Here is a 20,226-nt window from a genome sequence, read left to right on the forward strand (position 1 = left end):
TTCCTCAGTTCTCCTCTACGACGTCCTCGTCGGCGTCCTCCGCGTCCTCCCCGGAATCTCCCTCGTAGTCCTCATAATCCTCCAGATAGTCCGGAGCGACAAAGCGATAGACCGCATAGGCGATCGCCGCCACTGCCGCCACGATCCCAAGGACAGCCAGCACCGTAGTAATCGTCTTCTTCATCTTGTCCTCTTCCCTCTTTCTCTCTAAAAGATCCGTCAGCTTTATGCTGTTAATGAGCCCCTCCGCCCGGGATCTCGCATCCTGCGCAAAGTCCGCTGCATTGCTCTTCCAGCTGTCCATATCAAATCCATTCATAAATTCTCCTCTCCGGCGGCCCCGCGCTCTCCTTCACGCACCGCCACCCCCGTACATCATACCATCCGAAAACAGGCTTTGCCACATCTTTAATGGATTTTTTTCAGCTTTGCGAAGGCCGCGAGCATCTTCTTCTGCCCCGCCTTGTCGAAAAGGACCGTGACCGTATAGTCTCTCTTTCCATCCTCGATCGCCTTCACGATGCCGTTTCCGAATTTCACATGGGAGACCCGGTCCCCGACGCAATAATCCAGCTTCTCCGCCTTTTGGATCTCGCTCCCCCTCTTCATAAGAGGCGGGATGCCCGGTCCGGAGGGAAAGCTGCCGCTCGCCTTTTTCAAAGCTTTTTGCAGGGCACTCCCGCCTCTTTCCTCCCCCCTTCTCCTCCAGGCCGTTCCCATAAAGGGGGTAGCGGAGAGATCGACGCTCCCCGAACGGATTTCCGAATCCCCCTCCCAGCGGCTCTCCGGATCAGAACGATAGAGCAGCTCCTTTTTCACAAGGAGATCCGGCATTTCCCGGATAAAGCGGCTCGGCAGCAGCCTTTGGAACTCCCCGTTTATCATCCGGGAGCGGGCGGAGCTCATGACAAGCTCCTCCTCCGCCCTCGTGATCCCGACATAGCACAGCCTCCGCTCCTCTTCCAGCTCCTCCGGCTCATTGATAGAGAGAAAGCCCGGAAACAGCCCGTCGCTCATGCCGACGAGATAGACCTTCGGAAATTCCAGGCCCTTGGCCCCGTGAAGCGTCATAAGCGTCAGACTGTCCTGCTCTTTATCGCTCCGGTCGAGATCCGAGATGAGGGAGACCTCCTCCAAAAAGGCGGAAAGCTTTACTTCCTCCGCCTCCTCCTGGAAGCTCACGGCCTTCGAGATGATCTCCTCAATATTCTCAAGCCTCGTCTGCGCCTCGACCTCCCCCTCGGCGCGGAGCTCATCCGCGTAGCCGCTGTCATCCCGGATGGATTCGATCAAAAGGCGAAGGCTGTAGCTTCCCTCTCTGCCCGGGGAAGCCGCCTCATCTAAAAGTCCCGCCTCCTTCAGGGCAGTTCTCCAGCCCTGAAGCATCTCCCGAAAGCCCCGGAGCGCCTTCAGTGCCTTCCCGCTGATCCCGATCTCTTCCGCCTGCGCGGAGGCCTCGGAGAGACTCAGACCCTCTTTCTCGGCACAGCGGCGGAGCTTCTCCAGACTCGCCGCGCCGATCCCCCTCCGGGGCACGTTGATAATCCGCTCAAAGGCGACATCATCCTCCTCGTTTGCGATGAGCTTCATATAGGCCAGGATGTCCTTGATCTCCCGGCGCTGATAGAAGTTTACTCCGCCCACGATCTGATAGGGAATATTCCTTCGGATGCACTGCTCCTCGAAAAGCCTCGACTGCGCATTTGTCCGGTAGAGCACCGCCTGATCCCGGTAGGCTCTCCCGCAGCTCTCCACTTCCCTTAGCACGGCGAGGGCCTCCTCCGATGCGCTCTCATATTCCGTGAAGCTGACCTCCTTCCCCTCCTTCTTCTCCGTCCAAAGCCTCTTTTCCTTTCTCCCCTTGTTGTGGGAGATGACGGCATTCGCCGTGTCCAGGATCGGCTTCGTGGAGCGGTAATTCTGCTCAAGCTTCACCACCCTGGCGTCCGGCCAGGTCTTTTCAAAGGACAGGATATTCTCAAGATTCGCGCCCCGAAAGCGATAGATGCTCTGGTCGTCATCCCCCACCACACAGATATTTCGATTCCGCTCCGCGAGGAGATGGACGAGCTCGAACTGAATATCATTGGTATCCTGGTATTCGTCCACCAGGATATAGCGGAATCTCTCCTGATAAAAGGAGAGGATCTCGGGATCCTTTCGGAAGAGCTCCACCGTTTTCAGAAGAAGATCATCAAAGTCAAGCGCATTATTCCGGCGAAGACGCTTCTCATAGGCTGTATAGCAGTCCGCAATCCGTTTCCCGCGAAGGTCAGCTCCCTGCTCCTTCTGGAAATCCTCCGCGGAGATTCCCGCATTTTTCGCGGCGGAGATAGCGGAGAGCACCGCCCTCTCCCGAAAGCTCTTCGGATCGATCTGGAGCTCCTTGAAGAGCTGACGCATCACCGTGCGCTGGTCCTCCGCGTCATAGATGGAAAAGTCCGGTCCATAGCCGATGGCCTCGATCCGCCTCCGCAGGATTCTGACACACATACTGTGAAAGGTTGAGACCCAGACCGCCGCGCCTCCCGCACAGAGCAGCTCGTCGACCCGCTTTCGCATCTCCTCCGCCGCCTTATTCGTAAATGTGATCGCGAGGATGTGCCAGGGCGCCACGCCGCAATTCTCGATAAGATACGCGATCCGGTATGTGAGTACCCTGGTCTTTCCGGACCCGGCCCCCGCCAGGACCAAAAGCGGCCCCTCCGTCTGCTTTACCGCCGACAGCTGCTCTTTATTCAAGATCTTTTCCAGATCCTTCATGCTTTCTCTCCTCTTTCCTTTTTCCTTTTCTGCGCCTCGTTCGCTTTGCTCCTGCGCCTCGCCCGCTCTATCCCTATATCTCGTCTGCTCCGCTTCTTTCATCTGCCCGTTTCGCTCCCGGGTCTCATCCGCTTTGCTTCTGTACTTCATCTGCTTTGCTTCCGAGCGGACGGATTCCCGTCCTATATGTATCTCTTCGCTTCGTTTCCGGGCCTTTCCCGCTTCGCTCCTACACCCTCCAACTCCGAGCTCTTCCCTCAAATCTCGTTTCGGAAACCATGTCTTGTCGCTGTATTTTCTCTATGCTATACTGAAAATATGGACGATACGATTCTAAACGACTTAATCGAATATTTAAAGGGGCTTCATCACGTCCCGGCCTCGGAGATTCCATCGCTTTCTCTCTATATGGATCAGGTCACGGCTTTCATGGAGCGGCATCTCTCTTCGATCAAGCGTCATTCCGAGGACAAGATCCTGACGAAAACGATGATCAATAACTATACCAAAAACAAGCTTCTCCCCCCGCCGGAAAAGAAGCGCTACTCGGAAAATCACATCCTTGTGCTCCTCTTCATCTATTATTACAAGGGCATCCTGAGCCTCTCCGATATTGAGACCATACTCCGCCCGATCGAGGATAAATACTTTGATGCGGGAGGCCCGCTCTCGCTGGAAGAAATCTATGAACGGGTTTTCTCCCTCGCGGACAGCGAAATGTCGACTCTCCTCTCCGATATCCGGAGAAAATATGAACGCGCAAAGGCTGTGTTCCCGGAGGAGGAGGAAAGGCTCTCTCCGAAGGAAAAGGAGGAGCTTCGTCTCTTCGCCTTCCTCGGAGAACTCGGCTTCGATGTCTATCTGAAACGGCAGCTCATGGAGCGGATCGTCGACCGGATCCGAGAGGAGCATATTCCTTAGCTCCGCTCGCTCTTATCCTCAAAGCCAAGGCGCTGAAAAACCAGCTCATAGCCGTCCGCCCCATAATGAAGGGAACGGTTTACGCGGGAAATCGTCGCCGTAGAGGCTCCGGTCGCCTTCGCGATATCCAGATAGGTTTTCCCCTCCCGGAGCATCTTTGCGACCTCATAGCGCTGCGCCATGGAGAGAAGCTCATTGATCGTGCAGACATCCTCAAAGAACTTATAGTAATCCTCTTTTTCTTTTAGTACGAGCATCGCATCAAAAAGATGCTCAACCTCCCCCGTCCTCAATTTATTATTCATTGAAAACCTCCAAAATCATAAGCTTTCGCATCCGGCTTCTCCGCCGGTAAATTTCTGTTCGCGAGCCCGGCGCTTCCGTACGCCTGGCTTTCCGAAAAGCCCGTCTTTACTTTTACGCTTTAGCAGCGAAAAGTATTGTAGCATTTCCCGCGTCCTTTCGCAAGAGAGCTTCTGAAGCATCCCCTCATTCTGAAAATTTCGGCAGAGGCTCAGGGAAAGTTTCCTTAGCTATGGGCCCTGCATATCGCCGGCTGCGGCAGGCGAATCGATGGCATACCCTGCCGAGACGTCCACCGGAAGAAAAGCCGGAAGCTGCACCTTTCTTTCCTCCTCAGAATACTTCTTGTGCTTTCTCCCCAAGATGGAAGGACAGAATTCTCCATTCCCATTTCAGGAAAGTCCTACCATTCTCTTCTTCGCAGCCTTATACTTTATAATATCGATTAAGTAATTTGTACCGCAGGACTCCTGCCCTTTTCGGAAAGCTCCATTCCTTTTACAGCGGATCAGGTCCGTAATACCTGCCCCCACTCCCGGCATACATTTCCGCCTTATGTTCTTATGTCTTTTCTGATCAACTTCCCGATGGATCAATCCCACAACAAAGGGGGAACAATCTCATTTTAATCCGCCGGAAATCTTCCTCCCCGTCCGGGGCAGCTGCCCCGACGGAAACCCCTTTTTATGGAGACAGCCATGTTAGACGAATTCAGCAGAAAAAAGAAGATGATCACCGAATCACAGTCTTCCTCCCCAAAGGCGAAATCTTCTTCGCAATCCACTGATTCCGCCATTTCTCCTCCCCACATCGAGGCACCAAAGCTTGGCGTCTCCCGCCTTGCACAGCTCGAAAAGGCAAAAAGAGAGGGAGCAGACTACCAAAAGCAAAGAGGAAGAGAAGGGAAAAAAGAAGGAGAAACAGAACAGGACAGACGAAAAATAAGTCAGAGCAGGACCGGTGAAAAGCGGCCGAAAGCAAAAGCCCAGGCCCAAGCCTCGGATTCCATTCCTCCTGAGATGCAGTTCTCTCAAACCTTTATCGACAGCTTTTTTGAGGAGAGAGAGCCCATCCCTCCTCTTACGGAAGAAGAAGAGAGGGAAGTCTATCGGATTGTCAACGAATACTTTCTGGAGCACCCGCCTGAAGGTGCCGATTACCTCGTGAGCGGAGCGGCCTTTATCTGCAAATACTGTCAGGAGACGAACGGGAGCTGTGAACCTGTAAAAATCGAGCACGCCGATCACGGTGTCTATGCGGATCACGGGAGATTTGCACTCCTTGGCTCAAAGGATCAGATTGACAGCAATCATCCCTGCGGAAAATGCAAGTATCTGAAGCGTATCATCCCGGAACCGAGAGAAGCCGAGGTGAAGAGTATGCGTGTTCCCTGCACCAATGCTCCTCATTGGGAGAATACCCCTCCTGTTTACTTTCGGGATGGCAGCAGTGCGCTCACTATGAATTCCTACACGGTTTGCAGCTGCAATCCAGAAGCTATCATAAGGCCCATCTCTTCCGGACAGGAGTATATGAGAAAAGTTCTCCGTGACGATCGCAGCGGAAATCCGATTATCATTGTCCCGGGAATTATGGGAAGTCGACTCTACAAGGATACTTCGGAAAATTCGGAAAGAAAGCGTCAAAGATATGATGCCAGCACAAGGATATGGGACCCCAGTCCGTCCAGTATTTTCAAGGTTGACGATTATCTCGCACCAGAGTCCACGCTCCCCATTCTGGTCCGCCCCTGTGAGAATCAGAACTATGCCAAGCCCTGTTACGGCGAAGGGAGTGTAAAACTGGACGGAAGAGAATACGGTGCTCAGGAATTGGCGAAGGCCCTGGTGGATGGTCTCTGCGAATGTGAGAAGCTGGGTCATCGCCGGGTCTACATGTTCAGCTATGACTGGAGGCAAAGCAATTTTATAAGCGCGACGAAGCTCCGGAGATTTATCGAAAAGCTTTGTAAAGAGGAGGGATTTGAAAAGGTCGACCTCATCGGTCATTCCATGGGAGGCCTGTTGATCTCTTCGCTTTATGCTGGACATATCGTTGTCGATGGCATAGCAGATCCTCTCTTTACGAGAAGGGACCTGTCGATCCGATCCAAGATCGATAAGATCATAACTCTGGGAACACCCTATGAGGGAGCGCCAAAGCTGATTGATGCGGTAATCAATGATCATATGTTCAGCTCGGATGTAGAACTCGATATAAAAGCTAACCTGTCTGATTTCTTTCTCGCTGCTTTTGGAAAGCTTTCAAAAAGGATAAAGTCCTCCTTTCGGGGCGTCGCGGAGCTGATTCCTACCGAGAAATATGTCGGTACGGGACACGTCCATGTCAACATGCTGTCTTCTGCTTCGTCAAGGAAAGCTGTATTCGATTACAGCACAGACTATACCGATTATATAACCTGCTGCAAGAAAATCTTCAGCGAGGAAATTATAGAAAAAGCGATTCTCTTTCAAAACGCTATCCGGGAAAACGGAAGAAATATTTTGTTTGGCTACCCGAAGGCTTTCTTCATCATTGGCACGGGATATCCCACTCTACATGAAATTTATCTTGATAACGGAAGAGAGAAGCTTCAATACACTTGTTACGATAAAGACTTCCGCTCTCTCTATATAGAATCCGAGGAAAAATGCGGAGATGGGACCGTTCCCTATTTCTCTTCAACAATGGGAGGCATTCTGCCTAGTATGGCAAAAGAACGTTTTTGCAGTTATCCGGTAAGACATGTGGAACTTTGCAGCTGCTCCAACTTCCATTATATAAGAAAGGATAGAGTCAGTATCTTGGACAATATCGTCAACATTTTATTATATGGATCTATGTTGGCCCACGATTAAGGAGGCAATGCTATGGATAAAAATTCTATGTCCGGATCCTCACAGAGCTTCTTTCACAGGCTTATGCTTCCCTGGAAAGCTCTCTTTCAGTCTCCTGAGGGAAGGCGAAGGCTGCTCCTCTGCTTTCTGAAAAGGTTCCTCTTCACTTATCTCATTTTCTTCCTCTATATCCTCTTTGGCTATTTTCTCCTGCCTTGCATCCTGACTCACGAGCTTCCATCCGGTCCAAGCTCAGTCGGGGATTTTATCAGGCTTTTTGTGTTCCTCTTTCTTTATTACGCCGCGACAATTTTCTGTCCTTTTAGCACAGGAGGCATGTTCTGTATCGGGGATGAGCTGTATCTATTTTATCTCATCCTCATCGGCCTCATCCTCTACTGGCTTTGGAAATTCTATCAGGAAAATGCGATCCAAATCCAGGATCCTCCTGCTCCCTCAAGCAATTCCGAAAAAACGCTCGCTGAGGGAAAGGCTGAGAATGATTTGGAAGCGGGAGAACAGGAGGATTGATTCCCGTAAAAAACAGGGCTGTCATATGACGGCCCTTGCCAATTGGTGAAAGGGGCTGCCGCACGAATCTCTTCGTGAGACAGCCCCTTTTTTTACTGCCAGCTGATCGGCGTCGGGCGGCGCTGATCGAAGACCCTCTTGACATCCATCAGATCCGAGACGTGGTCCGCCTGCCCGGAGAAGGCTTCGTAGAGACGGTAGCCGTCCAGATTCCTCCTGCCCTGGCGCATGAAATCGTCCCCATACTGCACCCAGTACTGGCTGGAATCCACATTGCAAAAATAGTGGAAGCCATGCTCCTCCAGCATGTTGAACTTGGCATCCTCCGCGTGGTTATAGACATGCCAGCCCTTGATATCCGCGCCGAAGGGGTAGATCAGGATATCGCAGGGATCCGGTAGCAGGGGCTCGACATTCCGCTTCCATTTCTCCGTATCCGTCGTCAGATCCTCGAGGGAGCGATTCGTGAAGTTGATATGCCCCCAGGAGTGGGAGGCAAATTCGTAGCCGTCCTCCTTCAGCGCTGCCGTGATCTTTTTCACGGTCTCCCGGTCCTCTTCGATCGACGGATTGGCCCGGTTCTTCGGATCCAGCTTCCCGGAATTGGCGTCGTAGGTCTCGTCGGTCCGGTAGCCGAGCGTGCCGTTATAGCCCGTGAGGGCAATGATGGCCTTGTGCCCGTGGTAGGCGAAGTCGGGGTGCTCTGCCACGAATTTATCGAGGATCGGAACGATGTCATAATCCCCGGTCGTGACCTTCCCCTCGGAATCCGTATACTGGAGCGTCGGCTTCCCCGCATCATCCAGCACCATTTTATCCGCAAAACCGTGTCCGGTCATATACTCGTAGTAGTTGACATCATCCTCCGACATGACAAAGGGCTTCTTCCCCTCCGGGAGCATGATCTTCTTCTGGACCATCTTCTTCGTGCCGTCCTCCTGCGTCTCAAGGGACGCGATATCATGGAGGTGCACCATGACGAAGCCTCTCTCATACATTTCCTTCAGGATCGCCTCAAATTCCGGGATTGTCGTCATGGCGGCATTGTAGGCCTTCCCCATCTTATCCTCCGTGAGAGCCCTTGTGGTGTCCACGATGAGCGAGTGGAAGAAGACATGCGGGATCTTCGTATTGTCCGCCTGAACGAGGGCGGCCTTCGCCGCTTCCAGCTCCGAGAGCTTCGCGGAAAACTCCGCATCCTCCGCATAGGCCGAATTTTTCAGGAGCTCCTCTGCCCCGTCGTAGTCATACTGCTTTGCAAGGAGCTCTGCCTTCCCGAGGATTTCTGCCTTATTATCCTCTGTACTGCTCTCCTCCGGCACCGCACTGCTCTTTTCCGTCTGCGGGGCCGCCGTGGTCTTTGCCGCTTTGCTCCCTGCGGCGGGGAATGTGAGGTGGGATCGAAGTCTCGGGAAGGCGAAGACCGCGGCCGCGATGACGGCCGCCAGGAAGAAAAGGAAGAGGAAGCAGTGAAGCTTCAGCTTTTTCTGCCGCAGCTTCCGGCGCTCTTCCATCTTCTTTCGGTGCTCGAGGAGCTTCTCGCGGTACTCCCTTTCGAGCTTCTCCGAGTATTCCGAAAAGCGCTCCTCGTCGGATTTCCGATTCCGCTTCTCCGGCTCCTTCTCCTTCATCTCTTTCCTGCTCTTCTCTTTATCCATTCCGTCTCCACTTCACTCTTCCCTGCCCTCCGCTCTCCCGAAGACGCATATGGGGAGGGAGAAAGCGCATGACATCGGTATCAGTCTATCGCGAAATTCCCCGATAGGCAAGGGAGATTCTTGACAAGGATTTCTCCTTTGCTATAATAAGTAGTATTCAAAACCACGTTAGGAGATACTTGAAATTATGAGCTACAAAATTATCGGAGACAGCTGCTCGGATTTTACCGATGCAATGAAAAAAAGCCCCCTCTTCCAGTCCATTCCTCTGACTCTGGAGATCGGCGACTACCATGTGCAGGATGATGAGAATTTCCAGCAGAAGGATTTCCTCCGGCGGGTGGCCTCCTCCCCCATCGGTCCGAAGACGGCCTGTCCTTCCCCGGAGGCCTACCGGGATGCCATCGAAAAGGCGGAGGCGGATGAGGTCTATATCGTGACTCTCTCCGAGCATCTCTCGGGGAGCTATCAGGCGGCCGTCGTGGGCCTTCAGATGTATGAGGAGGGCCGGGGAGAGGACAAGAAGAGGATCCATATCTTCGGTTCCGACAGCGCCTCCGCCGGGCAGTGCAATCTCTGCCTCTATATTCAGGAGCTGAAGGAGGAGAATGCGGACTTCGATACCGTAGTAAAAAGGATCGAGGAGAAAATCCAGAGCATGAAGACCTACTTCGTCCTGGAGAGCCTGGAAACTCTCCGAAAGAACGGCCGCCTCTCCACGGTCAAGTCCTTCCTCGCCTCCGCACTCAATATAAAGCCGGTCATGGGAGCGGTGCACGGCGTCATCGTAAAGCTCGATCAGCAGAGGGGCAGCACGAAGGCCCTGAAGCGCATGGCGCAGATCGCCGTGGAGAAGGCCGGAGGGCCCGAGAGCTGCAAAGAGCTCCGTCTCGTCATCAGCCATGTCAACGATAGAGAGCGCGCGGAATTTGTCCGGGAGGAATTCCTCCGGCTCGCATCCTTCCGGGAGATCGTCATCACGGAAGCGCAGGGTGTCGCCACCGTCTATGCGAATGACAGGGGCATCGTCGTCGCGCTCTGATCGTTTTGGAACGGAAGCGCTTCTCTATCCCTTTCCCTTGACAAGCGGCAGGATATATCTGTCGTAGAGCGAAAAAAAGTTCGAGGCCTTGCTCTCCGGATACTTTTGAAGATCGATTTTCTTCCAGAAGTCCTCGCGGAAGCGGACGATATGCTGCTCCGCATAGGAGTCGTAGCTCCTCCGGAAGGCGCCGCTCCGGATTGCCTCCTCGAGCCTCTTCTTCCGCTCCTCCGTCGCCTTTTCATCATAGGAATCGACGCACTTTATGATATAAAATTTCCCATCCTGCGAAATGACATCCGAAATCTGCCCGTCCTCCAGAGAGAAGGCCGCCTGATAATAGGCGTCCTCCTCTTCTTTTCTGTACAGTGTGCGGTCGATCTCCGGGTCCTCCGAGAACTGCCTCGCGAAATAGGAGAAGTTCGCTCCGGAGGCCGTGACGCTTTCATGGAGCTTCTTCGCGCTCTCCTCATCGCTCACGACGATCTGCTGAATCGAGATGACCTTCGCCTCCGCGTCGCTGACCTCAGAATTGATATTGCTCAGAAGATACTCCGCGGTCTTGCATGCCAGAAAATAGTTGACGTAAATGTCCGTGACATCCTTTACCGTGCAGTTTCCCATGAAGCTCCGGTCTTCCTCGGAAAGAGCATTATAAAATTCCGTCGAGGCCCTGCGGATCGATTCCATCTCCGTGGAGGTGACGACGATGCCCTTCTCCTCCGCGAGGAGATCCAGGGTCTTGACATCCTGCAAAAACTCCTTCATCCTCGCCGTGAAGTACTCCCCGTAGTTTTCCTCCTGCTGTCCGCTGATCGGGAGAGACCAAAGCTCCGGTCCGAAGACATTCTGATAGCGGTTTCGCTCCGAGCCGAGAAGCACCATCGCCTGCGCCTCCGTAAAGCCCGGAACATCCTCCGTCTTCCCGGTGATCTGAATCCCCTTGCAGCCGAAGAGCAAAAGGGCGGAAAAAAGCAGGGAGAGAAGCAGAGAAAGCATTCTCCGCGCCTCTCCTCTCTTCGGACCGATTTCACTCTCCCTAAACGATGCCATAGGCCTTCCCCGCGCAAAATGCCGTGAGAATGCCGAGGATCGCCCCCGCCAGCACCTGGAGCGGTGTGTGTCCGACGTATTCCTTCAGCTTCTTTTCGAATTCCTCCTCCCCCCAGTGAAAGGGATTATCCAGGAGGATTTTGTTCAGGATCACGGCCTGCTTCCCGGTCTCCCTCCGGACTCCGGCCGCGTCATACATGACGACGATTGCGAAGATGCAGCTCAGTGCGAAGACCGGGCTCTCGACGCCGTACTGGAGCGCAGAGGCTGTGGAGAGCGCGACCACCGTGCTGGAGTGGCTGGAGGGCATTCCTCCGGAGCCGGCCATCCTCTCCCAGTTGATGCCCCTGTTGAAATAGGCGTCGATTCCGGTCTTCAGGACCTGGGCGGTGAACCAGCCCCAGATCGCGGAGATCAAGATATAATTCCGCAGCATTTGTCTCAGAAATATCATCCTCAATATCCTATCAGCCAGTCATAGAGCTCCTGATACTTCAGCGCGGAACTCCTCCAGGAAAAGTCCTTCTGCATCCCCCGGTCCACGATCTTGTTCCAGTCCCTCTTATGGTCATAATAAATCCGTTCCGCATAGCGGATCGCGGCGAGCATCTCGTGCGCATTATAGTTCCGGAAGGAAAAGCCGGTCCCCCTGTCCTCATACTCATTGTAGGGCTCCACCGTGTCCCGGAGTCCTCCCGTCTCCCGGACGATCGGCACCGTGCCATAGCGGAGGGCGATCAGCTGGGAGAGGCCGCAGGGCTCGAAGAGAGAGGGCATCAGACAGGCGTCGCAGGCGGCATAGATCCGGTGACTCGCCTCCTCAGAATAGTAGATCTGTGCGGAAACCTTGTCGTGGTACTTCCAGTCATAGTAACGGAACATGTTTTCATACTTTTCCTCACCGCTTCCGAGCACGACAAACTGGATGGCATCCTGACAGAGCTCATCCATGATGCACTGCACAAGATCGAGGCCCTTCTGGTCGGTGAGCCGGCTCACCATACCGATCATAAAGCATCCCGGGTCCACGGCAAGCCCCCAGTCCTCCTGCAGGGCTCTCTTGTTCCTCGGCTTTTCCTTCCGGAAGTTCCGCTGTACATAATTCCGATAGAGGCAGGGATCCGTCTCCGGATTCCACTCCTCATAGTCGATCCCGTTCACGATGCCCCTTGTGTCCCAGGCCCTCGCGCGAAGCAGTCCGTCCAGACCCTCGCCGTAGAAGGGCATCATGATCTCCTTCGCATAGCTCTCGCTCACCGTCGTGATCGCATCGGCATAGACAATCCCGCCCTTTAAGAGGTTTGCGTCCTTTTTATACTCCAGCTTGTCCGGCGTGAAATAGTAGTCCGAGAGCTGACTCAAGCGCTTTATGGTCTTGATATCCCAGATCCCCTGGAATTTCAGATTGTGGATCGTGAGGACGGACTTAATCGAGCGGAAGAATTCTCCTCCCGCAAAGCGGTCCTTCAGAAGCACCGGTGCGAGACTCGTCTGCCAGTCGTGGCAGTGGATCAGATCCGGATGAAAGTTTAAAAGCGGAAGCGCGGACAGCGCCGCGTAGCAGAAAAAGCAGAACTTCTCGAGATCCCAGAGCCAGTCCCCATAGGGCCTGTCTCCGGAGAAGTAGGACTCATTGTCGATGAAGTAGTACAGCACTCCCTCATAGCGATAGCTCATGACCCCGACATAGCGGGACTGCCCGAGGTAATCCATGTAGAAATGCGTGACATATTCCATCTTTTCCCGCCAGTCCCAGGGGATGCACAGGTACTTCGGTATCATTACACGGCAATCATAGTACTCATGATCGATGGTTTTCGGAAGAGAGCCGACGACATCCGCCAGTCCCCCGGTCTTTATGAACGGCACTGCTTCCGAAGCTAAAAACAGAATATTTTTCATCTCATGCCCTCCAAAATACCCGACTGCAAAAAGCTTCCTCTCTCCTCTTCTGCGCTTCTTTCCTCGCGCAGAGCTTTTATTGACGCAGTTTCTTTATTGATGCTGTTCCTTCATGGCAGCCTTCCCCCAGGCCGCGCAGTTCTTTCATTTTACCCTTTCTCCCCGCTCTTCGCAAGCGCTTTGAGCTCCCGCGCATTGGCAAGCGCCGCCTCCGTGGTACTTCCCCCCGAGAGAAGACGGCTGAGCTCGAGGACAGATCCCTCCTCCGTGAGAAGCCGAATCCCGGTGCGGGTCTTCCCCTCCGAGACAGATTTTTCGATCAGGAAGTGCCGGTCCGCCTTCGCCGCGATCTGAGGAAGATGGGTGATGAGGATGACCTGATGATTTCTCGCGATCTTCCTGAGCTTCTCCGACACCCTCTCCGCCGTCCGCCCGGAGATCCCGCTGTCGATCTCATCGAAGATGAGAGTCGGAATCTCATCCCGCTCCGCCATGACCGTCTTGATGGAAAGCATGATGCGGGACAGCTCTCCCCCGGAAGCGACCTCCGTGAGCGGCCGGAGCGGTTCCCCGGGATTTAAACTCAGGACAAACTGTGCCTCGTCCATGCCGTTCTCCCCGGGCTCCGGGAGAAGAGAGAAGGAGAGCTCAAATCTCAGATCCAAAAAGCCGAGCTCCTGCATTTCCTGCCGCATCCGTTCCGATAGGAGGAGAGCGCCCGCCTTCCGGGCCCGGCTCAGAGCTTCGCAGGCGGAGAGGAACTCCGCTCTTTCCCGCTCCTCCGCCTCTTCCGCCTCTCTCCTTCGCTCCTCATAATCCGTAAGGAGCGCTTCCCTCTCCTTCTTCTCTGAAAGCGCTTCCCGGAGCTTCTCCTCCGTGCCGCCGTACTTCATGAGGATCCTCCGTATGAGGTCGAGTCTCTCCTCGGCGCGGTGAAGCTCCTCCTCATCGAAGGTATTTCTGTCCAGGTAGTGATCCAGCTCCCGGAGGCTGTCCTCTGCGATGCTCTCAAGATCATAAAGGGAGTCCGAGATATCCTTCAGGCTCTCATCATAGGAGAGCGCCTCCCCCACGGCGCCGACCGCCCGGGAGAGCTCCGCATTCTCCAAAAGCTCCTTCGCCTCCAGAAGCGCTCTCTCGATCCTCTCCCGCTTCTGCGCCCGCTTCACCTCCCGGAGAAGACTCTCCTCCTCCCCCTCCCGGATCTCCGCCTCCTCGATCTCCCGGATCTCAAACTGGAGGAAGTCCAGCTCCCTCTTCCGGGAGGCCTCATCCATGTCCAGGCTCTTCCGAAGCTTTGCCGCCTCGCGAAAGCGTCTGCAGCTCTCCGAGGCCCTGCGGCGAAGCTCCCCCGTCTCCTTCTCCAAAAAGCTGTCCAGGATGCGGAGATGCTCCCCCTCCCGGAGGAGACTCTGGTGCTCATGCTGTCCGTGGATATCGATCAGCTGTTCCGTCAGCTTCCGAAGCTTTGAGAGCGTCACCGCCTGATCATTGACCCGGATCTCGGAGCGCTTCTCGGAGATCTTCCTTCGGATCAGAAGCACCCCGTCCTCGGCCTCGATCTCCAGATCGCGGATCCTCCTCTCTTCCTCCTCGCTTAAGGAGAAGAGGAGCTCTACGGAGGCGGACTCCCTTCCGCTTCGGATCATATCCCGGTTCGCCTTCTGGCCAAGCCCCAGATTCACGGCGTCGATCAGGATCGACTTTCCCGCCCCGGTCTCGCCTGTCAGGATGTTGAGCCCCTCTCCGAACTCCACATCCGCCCGATCGATCAGCGCCATGTCGCGCACATGAAGACTCAAAAGCATTCGCGCTTCTCCTCCCGTCCTCTCCTGTCCCTCTGCTCTTATGGCAGAAGGCCCGGAGCTCTATGAGCTCAGCTTTCTAAGCTCTCGCTTAAGCTTCTCCGCATCCCCCTCCGTTTTCATCGCGCAGAGTATGGTATCGTCCCCGGCGAGCGTACCGACAAGTCTCTCAAAAGGGAGCTCATCGATCGCCATCGCGACGGCATTGGCCATACCGGGCAGGGTCCGAAGCACCAGAAGATGCCCCGCGGTATCCATGCCGCTGAGCCCCTCCCTGAGGACGCGGAGCAGCTTCTCCCTGTCCTTCACCGCCCTTTCCGGCGGGGCGATGTAATGCTGTCTTCCCTCCCCGTCTGTCGCCTTCAGAAGCCGAAGAGACTTGATGTCCCGGGAGATCGTCGCCTGCGCCGCAGAATAGCCCTCCTTCCGGAGAAGCTCGGAGAGCTCCTCCTGCGTCTCGATGGGTCTCTCCGCGATCAGCTCGAGAATCCTGCCCTGTCTTCCCTTTTTCATCTTCTACACCCCCGCCATCTTGTCTCTGAGTATCTCCAGGAAGCTTCCCTCCCGGAGCTTCACAAGCACCGTTTCCTCCCGCGCCTTCCGGATCCGGATCCGGTCTCCCGGCCGAAGCTCCGTCGTGTCCTCCCCGTCAAAGGAGAGGAGCTGATTCTCCGATTCCACGAGAATCTCCAGCTCTCTCTGGTCGTCCATAACGACTGCCCTCGCGTTCATGGAATGTGCGCAGATCGGCGTCATGATATATACGGGCGCGGTGGGGGAGATGATGGGTCCTCCCGCGGAGAGATTGTACGCTGTGGAGCCGGTGGGACTCGCGATGATAATGCCGTCCGCCGAGTAGCGGTACATCATCTGCCCGTCACAGTATATCCGAAAATGGAGCATCCCCACACCTCTGCTCCTGGAGAGAAGGATCTCATTCAGAGAGAGCCGCCCCATTCCTTCCCCGTCCTCCCTGCTGAGCTCTCCGAAGAGCATGGCCCGCCGGTCCCGGTAGAATTTCCCGGAAAAAAGCGCCTTCACCGCCTTCGGGATCTGTTCCCTTCGGCTTAATTCCGTGAGATATCCGAGGTGCCCCGTATTGATCCCGAGGATGGGAATCCCTCCTCCCCGGAGCATCCCCGCCGTGTGGAGGATCGTCCCATCCCCGCCGAGCGTAATGATGAAATCCGATCCGAGAAGATCCTCTCTCACATAGTCTTTATTCTGAAAGATGCGGATCGCGGCTCCTCTTTTTTGCAGCTCCCGGATCAAAATCCCGCTGTAGCTCTCCGCCTCTTCCTTGGTTCTGTTGATAATTACCGCTGCATTCATCTTTTAAGAATCCGTCTCTCCCGATCTTCCCCGGTCCAGTGCCTCGTGGGAATTTCTCACTGTTCTCTCTGCCCTCTCCCGGATCTCCTCCTCCGAAGGAATCGGAGCGCCTCCTCCCTCCCGGAGCAGGCAGAGGTATTCGATATTTCCCTCCGGCCCCTTGATCGGAGAATAGTCCAGGCCCTCGAGGCAAAAGCCGAGGGAGAGGGAGAGTCGGATTATCCTCTCGATGACCTCCCTTTGGACAGAGCTCTCCCGGATGACCCCCTTCCTCCCGACCTGCTCCCTCCCCGCTTCAAACTGCGGCTTGATGAGGCAAAGAAGCTGCCCTCCGGGCGCAAGGATCTCCTTTAACACGGGGAGCACGAGGCTTAAGCTGATGAAGGAGACGTCGACTGTGATCAGAGAGGGAGGAGAGGGGAGATCCTCCGGCCGCACATAGCGGATATTTGTCCTCTCCATACAGACGACCCGCTCATCCTTTCGAAGCCTCCAGTCTAGCTGCCCTCTTCCGACATCAATGGCATAGACCTTCGCCGCGCCGTTTTGCAGCATGCAGTCCGTAAAGCCCCCGGTGGAGGCCCCAACGTCCGCACAGACTCTCCCGGCGGGATCGACGGAAAATACCCGGATCGCCTTCTCCAGCTTCAGTCCTCCCCGGGAGACATAGGGCATGGCGCTTCCCCGAAGCTCGATCCTCGCATCCTCCGGAAAGCCCGCCCCGGGCTTATCCTCCCTCACTCCGTCCACATAGACGAGCCCCGCCATGATGTTTCGCTTCGCCTTCTCCCGGGACTCCGAGAGACCTCGCTTTGTCAAAAGGATATCGAGCCTTTCCCTCTTCAATGGATCACTCCCTCTTTTCTAAGGTCAAAAATGATGGAATCCGAGTCGATCCGAAGTCCCGCCCGGAGCTTCGTCACATCTCCATGCTCCACATAGCAGTCGGGGAGCGTCACATTATGGACAAGGATCCCCCTATGCCTTCGGTTGATATAGTCCAGGACCTCAAGTCCGAAGCCCCCCTGCTTCACATTCTCCTCCAAGGTAATCAATGTCCTGCAGCCGGATGAAATCAGCCTGTCCAGCATCCCCGTGTCGATCGGCTTGATAAAGCGGGCGTTTACGAGAGTCGGCTCCAGTCCTAAGGGGATGAGCTTCTCCCGGATATGAAGCGCCGTAGAGACCATGGAGCCCGCGGCGATCAGCGCGATATCCCTCCCCTCGAAGAGAAGCTCCGCCTTTCCGAATACCAGCGGGGAGTGAAGCTCTGAAAGACCGGTCCAGGCCCTTCCCCTCGGATAACGGATGCTGACCGGCCCCTCCTGCTTCAGGGCAAAGGAGAGCATATCCTCCAGCTCCCGGGCATTTTTCGGCGCCATGACCGTCATATTCGGGATGCTCGTAAGATAAGAGAAGTCGAAGATGCCCTGGTGCGTCTCCCCGTCGGAGCCCACAAGTCCCGCCCGGTCGACCGCAAAGACCACAGGGAGCTTCGGAAGGCAGACATCGTGGACGATCTGATCGTAGGCCCTCTGCAAAAAGCTGGAGTAGACCGCCACCACCGGCCGAAGCCCCTCACTCGCCATCCCCGCGGCAAATGTCACGGCGTGCTGCTCTGCGATTCCGACATCGAAGAAGCGCTCCGGAAAGCGCTCTCCGAAACGGCGGAGCCCCGTCCCGTCCGGCATGGCCGCTGTCACGGCTACGATGCGGGAATCCCGCTCCCCGAGCCCCAAAAGCGTCCGGGAAAAGACATCGGTATAGCTCTCTCCTCCCTTTTCCCCCTTCGGTCTCCCGCTCACGATCTCAAAGGGCCCTACCCCGTGGTAATCGCAGGGCGAAAGCTCCGCGGGGCGGTAGCCCTTTCCCTTTTTTGTGATGACATGCACAAGCACCGTGTGATTCAGCTTCTTCGCCTCGCAAATCACCCTTTCCACCGCCCGGATATCATGCCCGTCCACCGGCCCCAGATAGGTGACGCCCATATTTTCGAAGAGCATGCCCGGGATCAGGAGCTGCTTGATCGAATTTTTGGTCTTTTGCAGGCGGCGGATCAGCGGCTTTCCGATGCTTGGGATCGAGAGGAGGAATTTCCCCACGGAACGCTTCATCTGATTATAGCCTTTTCCGACCCGGATACCGTTCAGGTAGCGGGACATACCTCCCACGTTCTGAGAGATCGACATATTATTGTCATTCAGCACTACGATGAAGTTTTTTTGCATCTGCGCCGCATTGTTCAAAGCCTCATAGGCCATGCCGCCGGTGAGCGCCCCGTCCCCGATCACGGAGACCACCGTGAAGTCCTCCCCCCGGATGTCCCGTGCCTCTGCGATGCCAAGTCCCGCGGAGATGGAGGTCGAGCTGTGCCCCGTGTCAAAGCAGTCAAACTCGCTCTCGGAGCGCTTCGGAAAGCCGCTCATCCCGCCGTACTGGCGAAGTCCGTCGAAGTTGTCCTTCCTCCCCGAGAGAATCTTGTGGGTATAGGACTGATGCCCCACATCCCAGACGATCTTGTCCCTCGGAAGGTCCAATGCGAGGTAGAGTCCGATCGTGAGCTCCACGACGCCGAGATTGGAGGCCAGATGTCCTCCATAGATGGATGTCTTTTCAATGATGAAGCGCCGGATCTCTCCGGCAAGCTCCTCAAGCTCCCCCTGTGAAAGCCCGCGAAGATCCTCCGGGCCGTGTATCCTGTCAAGCAGCATCATCTTCCTGTCTCCTGAAGGCCCGGCTCCCTCCGGGCCCGGCCGCTAGCTTCTCCTTGAAACCAGCGCCTGGAAGAGCTCCCGCAAAAAATCACGGTGTTCTTCCGAAATCCTCTCCCCGGAAAGCGAGAGGAGCCCCTGCTCCGCCCGCTCCGAGAGGCGGGAAACCTCCCGCTCCGCCTCCGGGAGACCGCGGAGGCTCACATAGGTCGTCTTGTGATTTCCCCTGTCGGAGTGAATCGGCTTTCCGAGCTCCGCCTCCGCCCCGCTTTCATCCAGGATATCGTCCCGGATCTGGAAGGCGAGCCCCAGGGCCTTAGAAATCTCCCGGAGCAAGGCAATGCTCTCCGCGGAAGCTCCCGCGAGAAGTGCGCCGATCGAAAGAGCCCCTGAGATGAGCGCGGCGGTCTTCCTCTCGTAAATCAGAAGAAGCTCCTCCTCTCCCATCTCCTGCCCCGTCTTTCGAACATCCGCAGCCTGCCCTCCCAGCATGCCGTGGATGCCGGCGGAGGAGGAGAGAAGGCGGACAGCTTCATTGACATCCGAAGCATAGCGGGAGAAGCCCGGCTTTAAAAATCCCTCCGCCGCGGTCTTCGACACAAGCTGAAAGGCATACAGCGAAAGCCCGTCCCCGGCGAGAGTCCCCATCGCTTCTCCATAGCGGTACCAGGTGGACTTCCTGCCGCGGCGATAGCGGTCCCCGTCCATGCAGGGGAGATCATCGTGGCAGAGGGAAAAGCTGTGGATCATCTCCATCCCCGCCATAAAGGCATAAAGAAGCGGCCGAAGCAGGCGGTCTCTCTCCTCCTTTGGAGAAAAGAGCTCATAGCTCTCCAGAATAAGGATCGGCCGGAGACGCTTCCCCCCGGACAGAAGCGAATAGTTCATCGCCTCCGTGACCTCCCTCTCAAGCCCTTCCTCCTTTGGGAGGAGCTCCATCAGGATTCTCTCGCAGCGCTCCCGCCGCTCTTCCAGTCTAAGGGAGAATTCCGTCTTCATCCAGAACCTTTACCTCCTTCTCAATCCGGTCAATGCTCCCGGCCGCTTCCCGGATCAGCCTGACGCCGCGCTCATAGAGAGAGAAGGATTTCTCGAGACTCTCCTCCCCCTCGAGGTGCTCCAGAAGCGAGTCGAGCTCAGAGAAAATTTCGGAAAGCTCCGGCCCTTCCTCCTCTTTCTTCCCCTTCTCCGCTTCCTTCTGATCCGCTTCCTTTTTCCCCTGCGCCGTCCTCTTCCTCCTCGTCCCCGGCTTTTTCGGGATCTCCTTCTCCTCTTTCTCCTTTTCTTCTATCATCTTCTCCTTTTCTTCTATCATCCTGTCCTCCGGATCAAACCTCTTTTATTTTATCAAAAATCTTCCGCACATAG

At 55.5% G+C, this 20,226-nt stretch carries 19 protein-coding genes; 4 read left to right on the forward strand and 15 right to left on the reverse strand.

Annotation, left to right across the window (positions count from 1 at the left end):
* Window positions 1-4: 4 nt before the first annotated feature.
* Both GCWU000341_RS08310 and GCWU000341_RS08315 read right to left on the reverse strand, forming a co-directional pair.
* Window positions 5-319, reverse strand: a complete 315-nt coding sequence (locus GCWU000341_RS08310; protein WP_009215465.1) for a hypothetical protein — start codon at window positions 317-319, stop codon at window positions 5-7.
* An 89-nt stretch (window positions 320-408) separates the two neighbouring features.
* Complete coding sequence (locus GCWU000341_RS08315) at window positions 409-2,763, reverse strand: ATP-dependent helicase (RefSeq protein ID WP_040654044.1); 2,355 nt, start codon at window positions 2,761-2,763, stop codon at window positions 409-411.
* A gap of 318 nt (window positions 2,764-3,081) precedes the next feature.
* On the opposite strand from GCWU000341_RS08315, the gene GCWU000341_RS08320 reads away from it, so the two are divergent.
* Window positions 3,082-3,684 carry a DUF1836 domain-containing protein gene (locus GCWU000341_RS08320; RefSeq protein WP_009215467.1) on the forward strand — a complete coding sequence of 201 codons (603 nt, stop codon included), beginning with the start codon at window positions 3,082-3,084 and terminating at the stop codon, window positions 3,682-3,684.
* On the opposite strand, the gene GCWU000341_RS08325 is transcribed toward GCWU000341_RS08320, so the two are convergent.
* A complete protein-coding gene (locus GCWU000341_RS08325) occupies window positions 3,681-3,989 on the reverse strand; it encodes a YerC/YecD family TrpR-related protein (RefSeq protein WP_009215468.1) in 309 nt (102 codons plus the stop codon). The two genes, GCWU000341_RS08320 and GCWU000341_RS08325, sit on opposite strands and share 4 nt — an antisense overlap.
* A 684-nt stretch (window positions 3,990-4,673) precedes the next feature.
* Here GCWU000341_RS08325 and GCWU000341_RS08330 point away from each other — a divergent pair.
* Window positions 4,674-6,845 carry a lipase/acyltransferase domain-containing protein gene (locus tag GCWU000341_RS08330; protein ID WP_009215472.1) on the forward strand — a complete coding sequence of 724 codons (2,172 nt, stop codon included), beginning with the start codon at window positions 4,674-4,676 and terminating at the stop codon, window positions 6,843-6,845.
* A gap of 39 nt (window positions 6,846-6,884) precedes the next feature.
* Here the strand turns inward: GCWU000341_RS08330 and GCWU000341_RS13555 are convergent, their stop codons facing one another.
* Window positions 6,885-7,055 (reverse strand): hypothetical protein, encoded by a 171-nt coding sequence (locus GCWU000341_RS13555; RefSeq protein WP_155812745.1) that lies wholly within the window; start codon window positions 7,053-7,055, stop codon window positions 6,885-6,887.
* A gap of 105 nt (window positions 7,056-7,160) precedes the next feature.
* Between GCWU000341_RS13555 and GCWU000341_RS13560 the strand changes: the two genes are divergently transcribed.
* Window positions 7,161-7,355, forward strand: a complete 195-nt coding sequence (locus tag GCWU000341_RS13560; protein ID WP_155812747.1) for a hypothetical protein — start codon at window positions 7,161-7,163, stop codon at window positions 7,353-7,355.
* Between the two features lie 92 nt (window positions 7,356-7,447).
* Here the strand turns inward: GCWU000341_RS13560 and GCWU000341_RS08340 are convergent, their stop codons facing one another.
* Window positions 7,448-9,013, reverse strand: coding sequence for a polysaccharide deacetylase family protein (locus GCWU000341_RS08340; RefSeq protein ID WP_009215474.1), 1,566 nt, complete (start codon window positions 9,011-9,013; stop codon window positions 7,448-7,450).
* A 187-nt stretch (window positions 9,014-9,200) separates the two neighbouring features.
* Between GCWU000341_RS08340 and GCWU000341_RS08345 the strand changes: the two genes are divergently transcribed.
* A complete protein-coding gene (locus tag GCWU000341_RS08345; RefSeq protein ID WP_009215475.1) occupies window positions 9,201-10,055 on the forward strand; it encodes a DegV family protein in 855 nt (284 codons plus the stop codon).
* Between the two features lie 24 nt (window positions 10,056-10,079).
* Here the strand turns inward: GCWU000341_RS08345 and GCWU000341_RS08350 are convergent, their stop codons facing one another.
* The 10 genes from GCWU000341_RS08350 to GCWU000341_RS08395 form a co-directional block, all read right to left on the reverse strand.
* On the reverse strand, window positions 10,080-11,108 hold the full coding sequence (locus tag GCWU000341_RS08350) for a peptidylprolyl isomerase (protein WP_009215476.1): 1,029 nt from the start codon (window positions 11,106-11,108) through the stop codon (window positions 10,080-10,082).
* A complete protein-coding gene (locus tag GCWU000341_RS08355; RefSeq protein WP_009215477.1) occupies window positions 11,095-11,562 on the reverse strand; it encodes a divergent PAP2 family protein in 468 nt (155 codons plus the stop codon). The genes GCWU000341_RS08350 and GCWU000341_RS08355 overlap by 14 nt, the downstream gene beginning before the upstream one ends.
* Before the next feature lie 2 nt (window positions 11,563-11,564).
* Window positions 11,565-13,010 carry a glycogen synthase GlgA gene (gene glgA, locus GCWU000341_RS08360; RefSeq protein WP_009215478.1) on the reverse strand — a complete coding sequence of 482 codons (1,446 nt, stop codon included), beginning with the start codon at window positions 13,008-13,010 and terminating at the stop codon, window positions 11,565-11,567.
* A 149-nt stretch (window positions 13,011-13,159) separates the two neighbouring features.
* Complete coding sequence (gene recN, locus GCWU000341_RS08365) at window positions 13,160-14,818, reverse strand: DNA repair protein RecN (RefSeq protein ID WP_009215479.1); 1,659 nt, start codon at window positions 14,816-14,818, stop codon at window positions 13,160-13,162.
* Window positions 14,819-14,878: 60 nt separating this feature from the next.
* Entirely contained in the window at window positions 14,879-15,328 is a 450-nt protein-coding gene (gene argR, locus GCWU000341_RS08370) for an arginine repressor (RefSeq protein ID WP_009215480.1), read from the reverse strand.
* Window positions 15,329-15,331: 3 nt separating this feature from the next.
* Window positions 15,332-16,147 (reverse strand): NAD(+)/NADH kinase, encoded by an 816-nt coding sequence (locus tag GCWU000341_RS08375; RefSeq protein ID WP_009215481.1) that lies wholly within the window; start codon window positions 16,145-16,147, stop codon window positions 15,332-15,334.
* 3 nt (window positions 16,148-16,150) lie between these two features.
* A complete protein-coding gene (locus GCWU000341_RS08380) occupies window positions 16,151-16,993 on the reverse strand; it encodes a TlyA family RNA methyltransferase (RefSeq protein WP_009215482.1) in 843 nt (280 codons plus the stop codon).
* On the reverse strand, window positions 16,990-18,858 hold the full coding sequence (gene dxs / locus GCWU000341_RS08385; RefSeq protein ID WP_040654047.1) for a 1-deoxy-D-xylulose-5-phosphate synthase: 1,869 nt from the start codon (window positions 18,856-18,858) through the stop codon (window positions 16,990-16,992). The genes GCWU000341_RS08380 and dxs overlap by 4 nt, the downstream gene beginning before the upstream one ends.
* A gap of 45 nt (window positions 18,859-18,903) precedes the next feature.
* Window positions 18,904-19,857, reverse strand: coding sequence for a polyprenyl synthetase family protein (locus tag GCWU000341_RS08390; protein ID WP_009215484.1), 954 nt, complete (start codon window positions 19,855-19,857; stop codon window positions 18,904-18,906).
* A complete protein-coding gene (locus GCWU000341_RS08395) occupies window positions 19,835-20,173 on the reverse strand; it encodes an exodeoxyribonuclease VII small subunit (RefSeq protein WP_009215485.1) in 339 nt (112 codons plus the stop codon). Before GCWU000341_RS08395 ends, GCWU000341_RS08390 begins: the two co-directional genes overlap by 23 nt.
* Window positions 20,174-20,226 lie beyond the last annotated feature (53 nt).

It is taken from the genome of Oribacterium sp. oral taxon 078 str. F0262, assembly GCF_000160135.1.
GTDB lineage: Bacteria > Bacillota > Clostridia > Lachnospirales > Lachnospiraceae > Oribacterium.